Source organism: Marvinbryantia sp. (assembly GCF_047017445.1).
In the GTDB taxonomy this organism is placed as follows: domain Bacteria; phylum Bacillota; class Clostridia; order Lachnospirales; family Lachnospiraceae; genus Marvinbryantia.
Genome location: NZ_JBKXTT010000016.1, coordinates 1 through 16,173, shown reverse-complemented (window position 1 = coordinate 16,173; position 16,173 = coordinate 1). Strand labels below are relative to the sequence as shown.

Genomic DNA, 16,173 nt, shown 5'->3' with positions numbered 1-16,173 from the left:
AAAACTATAGTCGGGCAGAGATGGGAATTACCTGTCTCTGCCCGGTTTTTCTCTGCTGTCCTTTTTCTGTTCAATTCAAAAATGAGATACAGTATGCGCACAGATTATAGTGCTTTGACGAATCGGCATTGTACTTTTCCGGAGCCATCATCTAAAATGTATTTGAAAGCAAGGAAACAAAAAATCCTTTCAGCACAAATTATAGCGGCCAATGGACTGCAGGAGGAAGGCAACCATGAATGGAACTAAAATTTTAGCCGGGATGATGGCGCTGCTTCTGGCAGTTTCCGCAATTGCCTGCGGGCGTGCGAAGGCTCAGGAGCAGGACACATTTGCTCCGTCAGAAACTTCCCGGCTTGTTACGGCGGGGACCGAAGAATACCGCGGATTTTTGATGGACAATGTGCTCCATTCGAAAAATGATGGAGATATCCATTACCACATTTATATCCCGGAAAGCTATGATGGAAGTGAGCCGTATGCCCTGTTTGTCACACTGCCGGGATATGAAGGACTGTATTTTCAGGGGATGGGTGTGAATCTGAAAGCAGAGGAATTTGCCTTTGAGGCGCAGAAATACAATGAAAATATGCTCATTGCTGCACCGCAGCTTGAAGATTGGGGCGAGACGTCGGCAGATCAAACCATAGCACTGACCCGCTATCTTCTGGAAAAATACAACATAGATACCAATCGGGTTTATGCTAACGGCTATTCCGGCGGCGGTGAAACGATGTCACTGGTATTGGAAAAGGCCCCGGAACTGTTCACTGCATATCTGCACTGCAGCTCCAGATGGGATGGGGATTATGCCCCGGTGGTGGAGAACCGTCTGCCTGTTTACCTGGCTATCGGTGAGGATGATGAATACTATGGTTCCGAACCGACAAGAGAAGACTATGAGGCACTGCGGGATCGGTATCTGGAACAGGGACTTTCAGAGGAAGAAATAGAGCAGCTTCTGGTACTTGACATCAAAGATGGTTCGTATTTCACAGAACGTGGAATCAGCAACCAGCATGGAGGCGGCGGACAATTTGCCTTCGATGAGGAGATCATGGGCTGGCTGTTTGGGCAGATAAAATGACAGATACAAAAGTGACCGGTGCATGGAAAGCCCTGGAAGCAGAAGCAAAGAACTGATTATAATTCGATATTTTGAAAAGTACATACCGGAGGCATGAAGAGCATCGATGGTTCTTTATGCCTTTTAGTTATGCTGAGGCTTGCAGAAGTATGCTTAGTAAGCATTAATCAGTATTTTTCATAAGTATTGGATATATAAAGAGGCATGATTTATAATTAACCATAGGAAAGACAATTGAAAACATAGAAATAAAGGAGAGATGAGACAATGAATGCAGAAAAAAACAGGGAGATCCGGCAGCAGAGACTGACAGGAGAAAGAGCCTTATTCGGCGGACAGAATCTTAAAATTTACGATACTATTTTTGCGGATGGAGAATCTCCGCTGAAGGAGAGCCGGGATATTGAGCTTTATGGGAGTATGTTCCAGTGGAAATATCCTTTGTGGTATGCGAAGAACATTTATGCAAAAGATTGTTCCTGGCTGGAAATGGGAAGAGCAGGTGTCTGGTATACGGAGGATATTACAGTGGAATATTCTCTGATTGAAGCGCCGAAGAATTTCCGTCGGTGCCGCCGTGTGAAGCTTTCCCATGTAGATCTGCCGAATGCGGCGGAGACACTTTGGAACTGCGATGGAGTGGAACTGGAGGATGTGATGGCGAAGGGCGATTATTTTGCCATGAACAGCCGGAACATAGTGATTCGGAATTTCCGTCTGGCAGGCAACTACTCTTTTGACGGTGCCCAAAATGTGGAAATTCACAGTGCAAGGCTGTTGTCCAAAGACGCCTTTTGGAACAGCGAAAATGTGACCGTGTATGATTCTTATATCTGCGGTGAATACCTGGGATGGAACGCAAAGAATCTGACGCTCGTCAATTGTACCATTGAAAGCCTGCAGGGGATGTGCTACATCGACAATCTGGTGATGAAAAACTGCCGCCTGTTAAATACTACCCTTGCCTTCGAGTATTCCACGGTAGACGCGCAGATCGTGGGCGGAATCGAAAGTGTTTTAAATCCCACAGCAGGAACGATTCAGGCAGATCATATTGGAGAGCTGACGCTGGAGAAAGATAAGGTGGATGTAAATAAGATAAGAATCGTTTGCCGGGAGGACGATACCGGAAAACGGGAATGTATAAAGCAGGCAGGGTAAACCAGAGAATCATAAAAGGAGATGTTCAGAAATGAAGTATGACTTTGATGAAATAATCGACAGAAAAAACAGCAATTCCATGAAATGGGATGTGAAGGATGGGGAGCTTCCCATGTGGGTGGCAGATATGGATTTTCAGACTGCCCCTGAGATCAGAAAAGCGATTACAGAGCGGGCAGAGCATGGCGTTTTCGGATATTCTGTTATACCGGATGAGTGGTATCAGGCATATCAGGACTGGTGGAGTAAGCGCCATCATTTTCAGATCGAGAAAGAGTGGCTGATGTTTGTGACCGGCGTGGTACCTGCTATTTCGAGCGCAGTGAGAAAGCTGACAACGCCGGGCGAAAAGATTCTGGTGCAGACGCCGGTTTACAATATCTTTTTCAATTCAATTGTCAATAATGGAAGAACCGTACTGGAAAGCCCTCTAAGGTATGAAGACGGAGCATATGAGATTGATTTTGAAAAGCTGGAAAAGGATCTGGCAGACCCACAGACCACCATGATGATCCTCTGCAATCCGCATAATCCGGTGGGAAAGATCTGGAGCAGGGAAACCCTTGCAAGAATCGGCAGACTGTGCAGGAAGCATCATGTGATCGTTCTTTCTGATGAAATTCACTGTGACCTGACTGCGCCGGGGAAGGAGTATGTCCCGTTTGCATCGGTTTCAGAGGACTGCCGGGAAATCAGTATTACCTGTATAGCGCCCACAAAAACGTTTAATCTGGCAGGGCTTCAGACGGCGGCAGTTTTTGTCCCAAATGAGGGGCTGCAAAGTAAAATGTACCGCGCAGTCAATACAGACGAGGTGGCAGAGCCAAATGCGTTTGCAGTGCAGGCGGCGGTGGCGGCATTTACAAAAGGAGCCCCGTGGCTGGATGCTCTGAGAGAATATCTGGAAGAAAATAAACAGTATGCGAAAGCCTTCATAGAAGAAAATATCGGGGAAATAAAGCCGGTCGCGTCAGAAGCAACGTACCTTATGTGGCTGGATTGCAGGGAACTTTTGGGAGGCGCCACAGAGCTTGCATGGTATTTGCGGAACACCACAGGGCTTTATGTATCGGAAGGCAGGCAATATGGGAAAAGCGGCGCAGGGTTTTTGAGGATGAATGTCGCCTGTCCGAAAGAAATGCTTACAGATGGATTACAGAGACTAAAGAAAGGAGGACTGGCTTATGAAGAGTGGGTATTAAATCGCTGTTAAAGCCGCAGACATTTAACGGAAATGGCGAATACGAAAATCTGGTTCAAAATCTAAAGGATACAGGCTGTAAAGCAGAGCAGGTAAAGCAATTTCCTGCGCTTCGGGATGCGGGTGTCATAAAGGGGCAGATGAAACTGTTGAGAGGACAGAGGGATTAGAAAAAGATTTGCTTGAATTCCTTTCGCCAAAAGCTTACAATAGTGTGGATTGGTGTGCTGTTCAAGAAGAATAGAAGTATATATACTGCACAAAAACGAAAGGAGATTTATGCGAAAACTCGCTTTAAATGATGAAATATTACTGAAAATCGAAAAGCCTGCCCGCTATATCGGCAACGAGGTAAACGCGGTGATGAAGGACAAAAAGGACATGCAGGTGCGCTTTGCAATGTGCTTTCCGGACGTCTACGAGATCGGGATGTCACACCTTGGCATCCAGATCCTCTACGACATGTTTAACCGCCGCGAGGACGTCTGGTGCGAGCGTGTGTACTCGCCATGGACGGATCTCGACAAAATCATGAGAGAGAAAAATATCCCGCTGTTTGCGCTGGAATCGCAGGACCCGATAAAGGAGTTTGATTTTCTGGGCATTACGATCCAGTATGAGATGTGCTACACCAATATCCTGCAGGTTCTGGAGCTGAGCCAGATTCCGCTGCTGGCGGCAGAGCGCGGGGAGGACTGTCCCCTGGTGATCGGCGGAGGACCCTGCGCCTATAATCCGGAGCCGCTGGCGGATTTTTTTGATATGTTTTATATCGGCGAGGGCGAGACAGTCTATGACGCGCTGCTTGATCTTTATAAGGAATACCGCGTTGCCGGAAAGAGCCGCCGGGAATTTCTGATCGCCGCGGCTTCGGTGCCGGGCATCTACGTGCCGTCCCTTTACGATGTCACTTATAAGGAAGACGGCACCATTGCTTCGTTTGCGCCGAATACGCCGGGGGTGCCGGAGACAGTGGAAAAACAGATCGTCATGAATGTGACGGAATCGGTGTATCCGCAGGCGCCGGTGGTGCCCTTTATCAAGGCGACGCAGGACCGCGTGGTGCTGGAGATCCAGCGCGGGTGCATCCGCGGCTGCCGTTTCTGCCAGGCGGGGATGCTTTACCGTCCGACCAGAGAGCGCGACGTGGAAATGCTCAAAAAAACAGCGGAGGCGATGCTGAAAAACACCGGTCATGAGGAGATTTCTCTCAGTTCTTTAAGCTCCAGCGATTATTCCCAGCTGGAGGAGCTGGTCACCTATCTGATCGATGAGTGCCGCCGTCGCGGCATCAATATTTCCCTGCCGTCGCTGCGCATTGACGCTTTCTCGCTCGACGTTATGAGCAAGGTGCAGGATGTGCGCAAGAGCAGTCTTACCTTTGCGCCGGAGGCAGGCTCCCAGCGTCTGCGCGACGTTATCAACAAGGGTCTGACGGAGGAAGTTATTCTGAACGGCGCCGGACAGGCTTTCGAGGGCGGCTGGAACAAGGTCAAGCTGTATTTCATGCTCGGACTGCCGACGGAGACGGATGAGGACCGCAAGGCGATCGCCCATCTGGCTGAGAAAATTGCCGAGCGCTACTACGAGGTCCCGAAGGAAAAGCGCAACGGAAAATGCCAGATTACGGTCAGCACATCCTTTTTCGTGCCGAAGCCGTTTACGCCGTTCCAGTGGGCGCCGATGTACACCAGAGACGCTTTCCTTGGCAGCGCCCGCACGGTCAATCATGAGATGAAGGAACAGAAAAATTACAGGAGTATCCGCTACAACTGGCACGAGGCGGATGTGACCGTGCTGGAAGGTCTCCTGGCGCGCGGCGACCGCCGCGTGGGCGCGGTTATTCTGGACGCCTACAAAAACGGCGCGCTCTACGACGCCTGGACGGAGACCTTTCACAGGGAATACTGGGAGCAGGCATATGAACATACCGGCGTCGATCCGGCCTTTTATACGGTGCGCGAGCGCGATACCGAAGAGATCCTGCCGTGGGATTTCATCAATATCGGCGTGAGCAAGGCGTTTTTAAAGCGCGAGTGGCAGCGTGCGCACGAGGAAAAAGTAACGGAAAACTGCCGCAGCAAATGTGCCGGATGCGGAGCAGCCTGCTATGGGGGAGGTGTCTGTTTTGAAGATAAGAATTAAATTTTCCAAGCACGGTGCGATGAAATTCATCGGACATCTCGATATGATGCGCTTTTTCCAGAAGGTGCTGCGCCGCGCGGAGATCGACATTGCGTTTACGGAAGGGTTCAGCCCGCACATGGTGATGTCATTCGCCCTGCCGCTCGGCGTGGGAATGACAAGCGACAGCGAGTATGTGGATATCGAGATCAAAACGCCGATTTCCACACGGGAGGCGCTGGAGCGTCTGAACAGCGTGATGGTGGAGGGCGTCCATGTGACGGGCTTCCGCCGGATAGAGGACGGAAAGGCGTCCAAAGCGATGTCGCTTGTTGCCGCCGCTGATTTTACGGTGGCATTCCGCGAGGGCTGCGAGCCGCCGCAGGGATGGCAGGCATCCTGGGAAGCGTTCCTTGCGCAGGAGCAGATCGTCGTCTGCAAAAAAACAAAGAAGAGTGAGAAGGAAGAGGATATCCGCCCGATGATTTACCATAGCGAATGCCAGGATGGGAAAATCCGTATGCAGCTTGCAGCCGGAAGCGCGGCAAACTTAAAGCCGGAGCTGGTGCTGACAGCGTTTGCCGGATTTCTCGGATGGGAAATGCCGGAGTTTGCGCTGCTGGTGAATCGCGACGAGCTGTATGCTGATATCGGGGAAGGGGAACGCAAACTTGTTCCCCTGGAGGATCTGGGCTGTGACATTGAAGGGTAAACTGATCATCACAAGGTTTCGGGACGGGATTGCCACTGCGCTGTACCATGACGGAAAGGCTGCAGAGCTTTCCTTTGAGCGGGAGACGCAGGAGTCGCTGCTCGGGAATATTTATATTGGGAAGGTACAGAATGTCGTTAAGAATATCCAGGCGGCGTTCGTGGAGATCGAAGAGGGAATCCCCTGTTATCTGCCGCTTTCCGAGAACGCGGAGCCGATCTTTACAAACAAAATGAATTCGGCGCACCTGGTGGCGCAGGATGAGCTGCTTGTGCAGATCGCGCGGGAGAGTGTAAAAACAAAAGCGCCGACGGTGACAGCGAACATTTCCTTACCTGGAAAATATCTGGTGCTGACCTCCGGAAAGCTGCAGACCGGCGTTTCTGCGAAAGTATCTAAAAAAGAACGGGAGCGGCTGCTTGCTCTCTCAGAGTCGTTTCCGACAGGAAAATTTGGCTGGATACTCCGCACCAATGCGGCGGAAGCGTCCCCGGAAGAAATCTGCCGGGAAGCGCTGGCGCTCGCAGAGCGCTTTGAGGCTCTTTGCAGGGCGGCGCAGCACCGCACCTGCCGGAGCTGCCTTTACCGCAGTCCGGCGGCGTGGCTCGTGCATTTAAAGGATATCCGCCAGTCGGAGTGCGGGGAGATCATCACGGACGATGTAAAGCTGTACGAAAGGCTGCAGGAATACCTTTCGGAAAACATGCCGGAAGATCTTACAAAGCTTTCCTTCTATGAGGACCGCCTGCTGCCGCTGTACAAGCTGTATTCGCTGGAATCCGCGTTCGACGAGGCGCTGCGGGAGCGCGTGTGGCTGAAATCCGGTGCATATCTTGTTATCCAGCCGACAGAGGCGCTGACGGTGATCGACGTGAACACCGGAAAATGCGGGCGCGGGAAAAAAGCGGCGGATACCTTTCGCAAAATCAATCTGGAAGCGGCGCGCGAGGCGGCGCGCCAGATACGGCTGCGCAATCTTTCGGGGATCATTCTGATTGATTTTATCAATATGGACAGCAAAGAGGACGAGCAGCAGCTCCTCGCAGCGCTCGACGCCGAGCTTCAGAAAGATCCGGTGAAGGCGTGCGTCGTCGACATCACGAAGCTCGGTCTTGCCGAGGTCACGCGCAGGCGCGTGCAGAAACCGCTTGCGGAGATGATGCGGTGAAAAAGGTATCAAAATTATGTTTCAAATACCGGAAAAACTGCTTGACGGACGGGCGCTCGTATGCTAAGATACTAACGTATGCCGCGTAAAGAGGTTTAAGTGTTATGCAAATAACCACCGAATTTAGCGAGTAATGATAATAGGAGGTGCCATATGTACGCAATTATTGCAACAGGTGGTAAACAGTACAAAGTAGCCGAGGGCGATATCATTAACGTAGAGAAGCTTGGTGTTGAAGCTGGTGAAACTGTTACATTTGATCAGGTACTTGCAGTCAGCAACGACGGACTGAAAGTAGGCGCTGACGTAGCAGGCGCAACCGTTACTGCAAGCGTTGTCAAGAACGGCAAGGCGAAAAAGGTAATCGTTTACAAGTACAAGAGAAAAACCGGTTACCACAAGAAAAACGGTCACAGACAGCAGTACACACAGGTTAAGATTGAAAAGATCAACGGTTAATCTTTATGATCAAAATAACCGTTTATAAAGAATCCGGCACATACAGAGGTTTTTCCTGCGAGGGACATGCCGGTTATGCAGAGGAAGGATACGACATTATCTGTGCAGCGGTTTCCGCACTCACGGTAAACGCGGTCAATTCGATCGAGCGATTTACCGGGGACGATGTCACCGCTTCTTCAGAAGATGGGGCTATCCACTGCAGCTTAAAGGGCAGCGTCTCTGAGCGGACGGCGCTTCTGCTGGATTCTATGATTTCCGGATTGCAGGATATTCAACAAACATACGGTAATGAGTATATCAGACTTACATTCAAGGAGGTGTAGGACATGTTAAATATGAACCTTCAGATCTTCGCTCATAAAAAGGGTGTCGGTTCCACAAAGAACGGCAGAGATTCCGAGTCCAAGAGATTAGGTGCGAAGAGAGCAGACGGACAGTTTGTAAAGGCTGGCAACATTCTTTACAGACAGCGCGGAACAAAGATTCATCCGGGCTTAAATGTAGGACGCGGCGGTGATGATACACTGTTTGCAACGGCTGACGGCATCGTAAGATTCCAGAGAAAAGGACGCGACAAGAAACAGGTTTCTGTCCTTCCGGTAGAATAAATTGTTCGGGGTTCAAATCGCATGGTTTGAACCCCTTTTTTCTCATAGGATTCGTGTAAAAAAGACTACTCATCTTGAAAGAGAGGTTACTATGTTTGCAGACAGAGCAAAAATTATCATATGCTCCGGCAAGGGCGGCGACGGTCACGTGAGCTTCCGCCGGGAGCTGTTTGTGGCGGCGGGCGGTCCCGACGGCGGCGACGGCGGCAAGGGCGGCGACGTTATCTTTGAAGTGGACAAGGGGTTGACGACGCTTGGCGATTACCGTCACAGACGCAAGTTTTCCGCACAGCCCGGAGAGGACGGCAGCAAGCAGCGCCGTCACGGAGCGAACGGAAAGGATATCGTGCTGAAGGTGCCGGAGGGGACGGTGATCAAGGACGCGGCGAGCGGCAAGGTGATCGCCGACATGTCCGGTGAGAATCTGCGTCAGGTTATCTTAAAGGGCGGGAGAGGCGGTCTTGGCAACATGAATTTTGCCACCTCCACCATGCAGGTACCGAAATACGCGCAGCCCGGAAAACCGGCGCGGGAGCTGGAGGTCACGCTGGAACTGAAGGTGATCGCGGACGTCGGACTGATCGGATTTCCGAACGTCGGAAAATCAACGCTTCTTTCGAGGGTGACAAACGCGAAGCCGAAAATTGCCAATTACCATTTTACGACGCTTTCGCCGAACCTCGGCGTGGTCGACCTGGAGGGAAAGGGCTTTGTGATCGCCGATATTCCCGGCCTGATCGAGGGCGCTTCCGACGGAGCGGGGCTCGGACATGAATTTCTGCGCCACATTGAGCGCACGCGCGTGATGATTCATCTGGTGGACGCGGCGTCCACGGAAGGGCGTGATCCGGTGGACGATATCTATAAGATCAATCATGAGCTGCGCGCCTATAATGCAGAGCTTGCCGAGCGTCCGCAGGTGATCGCGGCAAACAAGGTCGATGTGATCTACGCGGAGGATGAGGACCCGGTACAGCGCTTAAAGGAGGAATTTGAGCCGCAGGGGATAAAGGTATTCCCGATCTCAGCAGTCAGCGGTCAGGGCCTGAAGGAGCTTCTTTATTATGTGCGGGAGCTTCTCGATACGCTGCCGCAGGAGACGCTTACCTTCGAGCAGGAATTTTTCCCGGAGGAGAGGTATATTGATGAAAATCTGCCGTTTACCGTGGAAAAATCGACAGAAGAGGAGCACACCTTCCTGGTAGAAGGACCGCGCATCGAAAAGATGCTCGGCTACACCAACCTGGAATCGGAGAAGGGGTTCTTGTTTTTCCAGAAATTCCTGAAGGATACCGGTATTCTGGAGGCGCTGGAGGAAGCAGGCATCGAGGAGGGTGACACCGTCCGCATGTACGGACTTGCCTTCGATTATTATAAATAAGGAGCAGCTATGACAAGTAAACAGAGAGCATATTTAAAAAGCCTGGCGATGACGATGGAGCCAATCTTTCAGATTGGAAAAAGCAGTCTCACGCCGGAAAATACAAAAGCGATCCAGGAGGCGCTTGATGCAAGAGAGCTGATCAAGGTCAGCGTCCTGCAGAACTGCATGGACGATCCGCGGGAGATCGCGCAGATGGTGGCGGAGCGTACGCGCTCCCAGGTGGTGCAGGTGATCGGCAAAAAGATTGTTTTATACAAAGAGGGCAAGGACGAGAAGAAGAAAATCGTACTGCCGAGGTAACGGGAGGGCTATATGGAAAAGCGAAGAGTGGGTATCATGGGAGGCACGTTCGACCCGATCCATGTCGGGCATCTGATTCTTGGAGAGCGCGCTTACGAGCAGTTTCATCTGGAAAACGTATTGTTTATGCCGTCCGGAAATCCGCCGCACAAGCAGGACCGGCAGGGCAGGGCACAGCTTGACGAGCGCATTGAAATGGTGCGCCTTGCGATCGCCGGAAATTCCCACTTCACACTTTCGCTCGCTGAGGCGCACGAGGAGGGCTATACGTACACAAAGGAGACGCTGGAACGGCTCTGCAGCGAACACCCGGATACGGAGTATTACTTTATCATGGGGGCGGATTCTCTTTTCAATTTTGAAACCTGGAGAAATCCGGGAAGGATCGCGCAGCTTGCCACGCTGGTCGTCGCGGCGCGTGACCACGTAAATGAAACGGAGCTGGAACTTACTGCAAAGCGTCTGGAGGGCTTGTACGGCGCCCGGATCCGGATGCTTTCTACGCCCAACCTTGACGTTTCCTCGCAGATGCTGCGCGGATGGATCGCGGATGGAAGGTCGGCGCGCTATTATCTGCCGGATGCGGTCCTGCATTATATTCATGATACGAAACTTTACCAGCAAGGAGCACAGTGCAATGTATAATATTCCCAAGATGAAAAAAACGCTGAAAAAATATCTGGACGCCGGGCGTTTTGAGCACACGGAGGGTGTGATGTATACGGCGGCAGCGCTTGCGATGCGCTACGGGGAGGATATTGAGAAAGCGCAGGTCGCCGGTCTGCTGCACGACTGTGCGAAATGCATTCCAGACGCCAAGAAGGTAAAAATCTGTCTGAAAAATCAGATCGCTATGACGGACGCGGAGCAGAAGAGTCCGTTTCTGCTGCACGCGAAGGTCGGCGCGTTTATCGCAAAGGAAAAGTACGGTATCGAGGATGAAGAGATTCTGGAGGCGATCGCCTGCCACACTACCGGAAAGCCGGGGATGAGCCAGCTCGATAAGATTATCTTTATTTCTGATTATATCGAGCCGATGCGTACCAAGGCGCCAGATCTTGCCGACGTGCGCAGACTTGCCTTTGAGGACATCGACCTTGCGCTTTTTAAGATTTTGTCGGACACGCTGGCGTATCTGAAAAATTCACCGAAAAGTATTGACAGTATGACGATGAGAGCGTATGAATATTATAAGGCACAGGTGTTGGATTAAACGATAACAAAAGGAGGGAATGTATGGAGCTTACGAAGTCGAAAAAGATGGTACAGCTTGCGGTTGCCGCACTGGAGGATAAAAAGGCGGAGGATGTGAAGATCATCGACATCACGGAGGTTTCCGTGCTGGCAGACTACTTCGTGATCGCGAGCGGTATGAACCGGAATCAGGTACAGGCGCTGGTGGACAATGTGGAGGAGTCGCTTGCGAAGGAGGGCTTCCACAGCCGCCAGGTAGAGGGGTACCAGACGGCAAACTGGATACTGCTGGATTACGGCGATATCATCGTTCACGTATTTGACGCGGAGAACCGCTTGTTCTACGATCTGGAGCGTATCTGGAGAGACGGAAAATTTATTGACGCAAAAGAGTTTGCATAATTTAATTATGTAAACAAAATATTGGTCCGTTTGCAGAAAATCTCTGCAGGCGGACTTTTTTTCTGACAAACACTATTTTTATGTTGACATCCCGTGAAAACATGCTATAATTTAATCAAACATATGAATAAGTGTTCATATGATAAAGCAAAAACGAAGGGATGGAACAGCAATGAAAAAAACGTATAAGATTGAGGTTGACTGTGCAAACTGCGCAAATAAGATGGAGGAAGCCGCTAAGAATACGGCAGGCGTAAAGAATGCAACCGTAAATTTCATGACCCTGAAGATGATTGTGGAATTTGAGGACGGGCAGGAGCCGAAGGCAGTTATGAAAGAGGTTCTGAAGAACTGCAAGAAGGTAGAGGACGACTGCGAAATCTATTTATAGAAAGTATGAGTTCTGCCGGAAGGGAGTATAAAAGCTTCCGTCCGGCAGATTGAAACTATAGAACAGGAGAGTGAGATTATGACCAAAAAGCAGAAAAATGTGCTGATGCGTATTATTATTTCAATACTGCTGATCGTGATATTCAGCCTGCTTCCGGTGGAGGGATATCTGCGGATGGCGCTTTTTCTGATCCCATATCTGGTGATCGGGTACGATATTTTAAAAAAGGCGCTGAAGGGTATTAAAAACCGGCAGGTTTTCGATGAAAACTTTCTGATGGCGGTAGCCACCATCGGAGCGATCGTGCTCGGAGAGTACGTGGAGGGCGCTGCCGTTATGCTGTTTTATCAGATTGGCGAGCTGTTCCAGAGCTATGCGGTCGGCAAGAGCCGCAGAAACATCAGCGAGCTGATGGATATCCGCCCGGACTACGCGAATGTGAAGCGGGACGGAGCGCTTGAAAAGGTAGACCCGGACGAGGTTGCCATCGGTGATGTGATCGTAGTGCAGCCGGGCGAGAAGGTGCCGATCGACGGTGTGATCCTGGAGGGAAGCACGACGCTCAACACCAGCGCGCTGACCGGTGAGAGCCTGCCGCGCGAGGCGGCTGCAGGCGATGAGATCATCAGCGGATGCATTAACATGAGCGGGCTTATAAAGGTACGCACAACGAAGGAGTTTGGGGAGTCTACCGTCTCAAAGATTCTCGATCTGGTGGAAAATTCCAGCTCCAAGAAGTCGCGCTCAGAGAATTTTATCACGAAATTTGCGCGCTACTATACACCGGCGGTCTGCTACAGCGCTGTTGCGCTCGCTGTTCTTCCGCCTCTTGTCCGGATGTTCTTTCTGGGACTTTCGCCGCAGTGGGCGGAGTGGGTGATGCGCGCGCTCACCTTCCTGGTAATCAGTTGTCCGTGCGCTCTGGTGATCAGTATCCCGTTAAGCTTTTTTGCCGGAATCGGAGGTGCGAGCAACGCGGGCGTGCTGGTGAAGGGTTCGAATTATCTGGAGATGCTTTCGAAAACAGACTGCGTGGTATTTGACAAGACCGGAACCATGACGCAGGGCGTTTTTGAGGTAGCGGGTGTGCACCACAATACCATGGAAGAACCGAAGCTGCTTGAATATGCGGCGCTTGCGGAGTGCCATTCCACGCACCCGATCAGCAAGAGCCTGCAGAAGGCTTACGGAAAGCATATCGATCAGAGCCGTGTATCCGACGTGCAGGAGATCGGTGGAAACGGCGTAATCGCAAAGGTGGACGGCAGAACAGTCGCCGCCGGAAACAGCAAGCTGATGAAGCGCATTGGCGTAAGCTACCACGACTGCCACAGCGTCGGCACGATCGTACACCTGGCGATCGACGGTGAATACGCCGGTCATATCGTGATTTCGGATATCTTAAAGCCGCACGCAAAGGAAGCGATCCAGGCGCTGAAAAAGACGGGTGTGTCAAAGACCGTTATGCTGACAGGCGATGCGAAAAAGGTGGCTGACCAGGTGGCAGAAGAGCTTGGCATCACCGAGGTGTACAGCGAGCTGCTGCCGGGAGATAAGGTTTCCATAGTAGAAAAGCTGCTTAAAGAGAAGAAGCCGAAGAGCGCGCTGGCGTTTGTCGGCGACGGTATCAATGACGCTCCGGTATTGTCCAGGGCAGATATCGGTATTGCGATGGGAGCACTTGGTTCCGACGCGGCGATCGAAGCGGCGGACATTGTTCTGATGGACGACGATCCTCTGAAGATCGCAAAAGCGATCCGTATTTCGCGCAAATGTATGCGCATCGTTTACGAGAATATTTATTTTGCGATCGGCGTTAAATTAATTTGTCTGGTGCTGGGCGCACTCGGCATTGCGAATATGTGGATCGCGATCTTCTCGGATGTGGGCGTTATGGTGATCGCCGTGTTAAATGCGATCCGCACGCTGTATGTGAAGAAGCTGTAAGAGAACACGTGTGATGCTGCGAAAGCAGGAATATATCTTACGTGGAAATTTATCTGCGCTGTACGCAGGGAAGCCCATGCAAAAAATGTGGCTGGCGTGCAGCGCAGATTTGTGTTAAAATAAGGGAAATTTTGTACAGAACAGGGAAGGTGATGCTATATGATGGAAAAAAATATAGAAATGGAATGCTGCGAAACTACAGAGGTGCACGAGGAACTTCTGAAGATCGTAAATGAAAAGATGCCGCCGGAGGAGACGCTCTATAACCTTGCGGAGCTGTACAAGGTGTTCGGCGACTCCACGCGCATCCGGATTTTGTTTGTATTGTTTGAGGCGGAGGTCTGCGTGTGCGACCTTGCGCGGGCGCTTTCTATGACGCAGTCCGCTATTTCACATCAGCTCCGCATTCTGAAGCAGAATAAGCTGGTAAAGAACCGCCGGGAAGGAAAATCTATTTTTTATTCCCTCGCAGACGACCATGTGCGGACGATCATTGCACAGGGGCTTGACCATATTGAGGAAGACTAGGAGAAGAAGCGGAAAACACCGATCACTTTGCCGAGAATTTTCAGATCTCCATGCACGATGATGGGATCCATGGTGTCGTTTTCCGGCTGCAGGCGGTAATAGCCGTCTTCTTTATAAAAGGTTTTTACCGTAGCGGAATCCTCCACGAGCGCAACGACCATATCGCCGTTGTTCGCGACAGACTGTTCCTGCACAAGGATCTGATCGCCGTCAAAAATACCGGCATTGATCATACTTTCTCCCTGCACGGTAAGCATAAAGGTCTGTGCGTTCGGCATAAGCTCCGCCGGGATCGGGAAATAGCTCTCGATATTTTCTACGGCAAGAATCGGCTCTCCCGCTGCAACACGTCCGACGATCGGCACGTTTACCACCTCGCGGCGCACAAGATTAAAATTGTCGTCGATGATCTCGATCGCGCGGGGCTTGGTGGGGTCACGGCGGATATAGCCGTTTTTCTCCAGCGTTTCCAGGTGGGAATGCACAGACGAGGTAGATTTTAAATTCACTGCCTCGCAGATTTCACGCACTGCCGGCGGAAATCCTCTGTTTAAAATTTCACTTTTTATGTATTCTAAAATTTCGGATTGTTTTTTCGTAATTTTTCCGTATGCCATAAAGGGAACCTCCGTCCTTTTTCTTTTTTATAGTATATAATAATTTCTTGGAAAATGCAAACAAAAGTTCAGAAAGCCTGTTCGAAAAACTTACGGTTTGACAAAAATGTATTCTTATTATACTATAATTATATTGGTTAAGTAGGAAAAGGAGAAGGCTATGAAAATATCGACAAAAGGAAGATACGCGCTTCGCATCATGCTGGATCTCGCTGTGATGGGCGGGGAAGAGCCGGTGCGGGTAAAAGACATCGCAAAGCGGCAGGATATTTCGGTAAAGTATATGGAGCAGATCGTCACGATCCTCGCAAAGGCAGGCTATTTAAAGAGCATCCGCGGACCGCAGGGCGGCTACCGGCTGGCAAAGCAGCCGAAAGAGTACACTGTCGGCATGATCCTGCGGCTGACAGAGGGCAGCCTTGCTCCGGTGGCGTGTCTGGAGGATGAGCCGAATCTCTGTCCGCGGCAGGCGGGATGTGTGACCTTACGTCTCTGGAAGGAGCTGGACAGTGCGATCCGCGGGGTGGTAGATAAATATACGCTGGAGGACCTCGCTGAGTGGCAGCGGGAGATGGGAGATAACTATGTAATCTAAGCAAAAAAGCTTTTTAAATTCTGCATTGGAAAACAAATATAAAATGTCATCGGAAGACTTTCGATTGTAATGTTGGAAAGATGTCGGCGCGCCCGGTTATGAAAGGATAACCGGGCGTTCCTTTATTTTGCTTTTGAAAATTAAATACAGTAATAATACTACGTATGCCAGAAGAAAATTGACTAAAAGTAATTATAATTCTTGTTTTTATCGCAAATATAATATATAATACAATATATTGTTAGTGATTTCATGAGCTGTCACTGATATGATTTTATCACTTGTCAGCAGG

At 50.5% G+C, this 16,173-nt stretch carries 19 protein-coding genes; 18 read left to right on the top strand and 1 reads right to left on the bottom strand.

The window, feature by feature from the left end; translation table 11 throughout:
- The first annotated feature begins 235 nt into the window (after nucleotides 1-235).
- The 17 genes from ACLU9Q_RS15985 (at nucleotide 236) to ACLU9Q_RS15905 (ending at nucleotide 14,669) form a co-directional block, all read left to right on the top strand.
- Nucleotides 236-1,087 carry a prolyl oligopeptidase family serine peptidase gene (locus tag ACLU9Q_RS15985; RefSeq protein ID WP_412625616.1) on the top strand — a complete coding sequence of 284 codons (852 nt, stop codon included), beginning with the start codon at nucleotides 236-238 and terminating at the stop codon, nucleotides 1,085-1,087.
- 267 nt (nucleotides 1,088-1,354) lie between these two features.
- Nucleotides 1,355-2,248 carry a DUF3737 family protein gene (locus ACLU9Q_RS15980; RefSeq protein ID WP_296836433.1) on the top strand — a complete coding sequence of 298 codons (894 nt, stop codon included), beginning with the start codon at nucleotides 1,355-1,357 and terminating at the stop codon, nucleotides 2,246-2,248.
- A gap of 31 nt (nucleotides 2,249-2,279) precedes the next feature.
- Nucleotides 2,280-3,461: a MalY/PatB family protein gene (locus tag ACLU9Q_RS15975; protein WP_296908378.1), complete on the top strand. Its 1,182-nt coding sequence runs from the start codon at nucleotides 2,280-2,282 to the stop codon at nucleotides 3,459-3,461.
- A 267-nt stretch (nucleotides 3,462-3,728) separates the two neighbouring features.
- Nucleotides 3,729-5,594 (top strand): TIGR03960 family B12-binding radical SAM protein, encoded by a 1,866-nt coding sequence (locus ACLU9Q_RS15970; RefSeq protein WP_296836427.1) that lies wholly within the window; start codon nucleotides 3,729-3,731, stop codon nucleotides 5,592-5,594.
- Nucleotides 5,560-6,285, top strand: coding sequence for a TIGR03936 family radical SAM-associated protein (locus ACLU9Q_RS15965; protein ID WP_296836423.1), 726 nt, complete (start codon nucleotides 5,560-5,562; stop codon nucleotides 6,283-6,285). Before ACLU9Q_RS15970 ends, ACLU9Q_RS15965 begins: the two co-directional genes overlap by 35 nt.
- On the top strand, nucleotides 6,269-7,453 hold the full coding sequence (locus ACLU9Q_RS15960) for a ribonuclease E/G (RefSeq protein ID WP_308594170.1): 1,185 nt from the start codon (nucleotides 6,269-6,271) through the stop codon (nucleotides 7,451-7,453). Before ACLU9Q_RS15965 ends, ACLU9Q_RS15960 begins: the two co-directional genes overlap by 17 nt.
- A gap of 153 nt (nucleotides 7,454-7,606) precedes the next feature.
- Nucleotides 7,607-7,912 (top strand): 50S ribosomal protein L21, encoded by a 306-nt coding sequence (rplU, locus tag ACLU9Q_RS15955; RefSeq protein ID WP_006864338.1) that lies wholly within the window; start codon nucleotides 7,607-7,609, stop codon nucleotides 7,910-7,912.
- Between the two features lie 5 nt (nucleotides 7,913-7,917).
- A complete protein-coding gene (locus tag ACLU9Q_RS15950) occupies nucleotides 7,918-8,238 on the top strand; it encodes a ribosomal-processing cysteine protease Prp (protein ID WP_296908375.1) in 321 nt (106 codons plus the stop codon).
- 3 nt (nucleotides 8,239-8,241) lie between these two features.
- The gene (gene rpmA, locus ACLU9Q_RS15945) at nucleotides 8,242-8,523 is read left to right on the top strand and encodes a 50S ribosomal protein L27 (protein ID WP_296908373.1); all 282 of its coding nucleotides are present in this window, start codon (nucleotides 8,242-8,244) and stop codon (nucleotides 8,521-8,523) included.
- A 91-nt stretch (nucleotides 8,524-8,614) separates the two neighbouring features.
- Nucleotides 8,615-9,904, top strand: a complete 1,290-nt coding sequence (gene obgE, locus ACLU9Q_RS15940) for a GTPase ObgE (RefSeq protein ID WP_298513819.1) — start codon at nucleotides 8,615-8,617, stop codon at nucleotides 9,902-9,904.
- Nucleotides 9,905-9,913: 9 nt separating this feature from the next.
- Entirely contained in the window at nucleotides 9,914-10,207 is a 294-nt protein-coding gene (yhbY, locus tag ACLU9Q_RS15935; protein ID WP_296839749.1) for a ribosome assembly RNA-binding protein YhbY, read from the top strand.
- 12 nt (nucleotides 10,208-10,219) lie between these two features.
- Nucleotides 10,220-10,852, top strand: a complete 633-nt coding sequence (gene nadD / locus ACLU9Q_RS15930) for a nicotinate-nucleotide adenylyltransferase (protein ID WP_296839740.1) — start codon at nucleotides 10,220-10,222, stop codon at nucleotides 10,850-10,852.
- Nucleotides 10,845-11,420: a bis(5'-nucleosyl)-tetraphosphatase (symmetrical) YqeK gene (yqeK, locus tag ACLU9Q_RS15925; RefSeq protein ID WP_296839738.1), complete on the top strand. Its 576-nt coding sequence runs from the start codon at nucleotides 10,845-10,847 to the stop codon at nucleotides 11,418-11,420. Before nadD ends, yqeK begins: the two co-directional genes overlap by 8 nt.
- Before the next feature lie 23 nt (nucleotides 11,421-11,443).
- Nucleotides 11,444-11,803 carry a ribosome silencing factor gene (rsfS, locus tag ACLU9Q_RS15920; protein ID WP_296839735.1) on the top strand — a complete coding sequence of 120 codons (360 nt, stop codon included), beginning with the start codon at nucleotides 11,444-11,446 and terminating at the stop codon, nucleotides 11,801-11,803.
- Between the two features lie 172 nt (nucleotides 11,804-11,975).
- Nucleotides 11,976-12,194, top strand: a complete 219-nt coding sequence (locus tag ACLU9Q_RS15915; protein WP_296839732.1) for a cation transporter — start codon at nucleotides 11,976-11,978, stop codon at nucleotides 12,192-12,194.
- A gap of 78 nt (nucleotides 12,195-12,272) precedes the next feature.
- Nucleotides 12,273-14,141 carry a heavy metal translocating P-type ATPase gene (locus ACLU9Q_RS15910; protein WP_412625614.1) on the top strand — a complete coding sequence of 623 codons (1,869 nt, stop codon included), beginning with the start codon at nucleotides 12,273-12,275 and terminating at the stop codon, nucleotides 14,139-14,141.
- A 159-nt stretch (nucleotides 14,142-14,300) separates the two neighbouring features.
- The gene (locus ACLU9Q_RS15905) at nucleotides 14,301-14,669 is read left to right on the top strand and encodes an ArsR/SmtB family transcription factor (RefSeq protein ID WP_412625613.1); all 369 of its coding nucleotides are present in this window, start codon (nucleotides 14,301-14,303) and stop codon (nucleotides 14,667-14,669) included.
- Here the strand turns inward: ACLU9Q_RS15905 and lexA are convergent.
- Entirely contained in the window at nucleotides 14,666-15,286 is a 621-nt protein-coding gene (lexA, locus tag ACLU9Q_RS15900) for a transcriptional repressor LexA (RefSeq protein ID WP_296839728.1), read from the bottom strand. The genes ACLU9Q_RS15905 and lexA overlap by 4 nt on opposite strands.
- A 160-nt stretch (nucleotides 15,287-15,446) precedes the next feature.
- Between lexA and ACLU9Q_RS15895 the strand changes: the two genes are divergently transcribed.
- A complete protein-coding gene (locus ACLU9Q_RS15895; RefSeq protein ID WP_296839726.1) occupies nucleotides 15,447-15,881 on the top strand; it encodes an RrF2 family transcriptional regulator in 435 nt (144 codons plus the stop codon).
- Nucleotides 15,882-16,173: the final 292 nt, after the last annotated feature.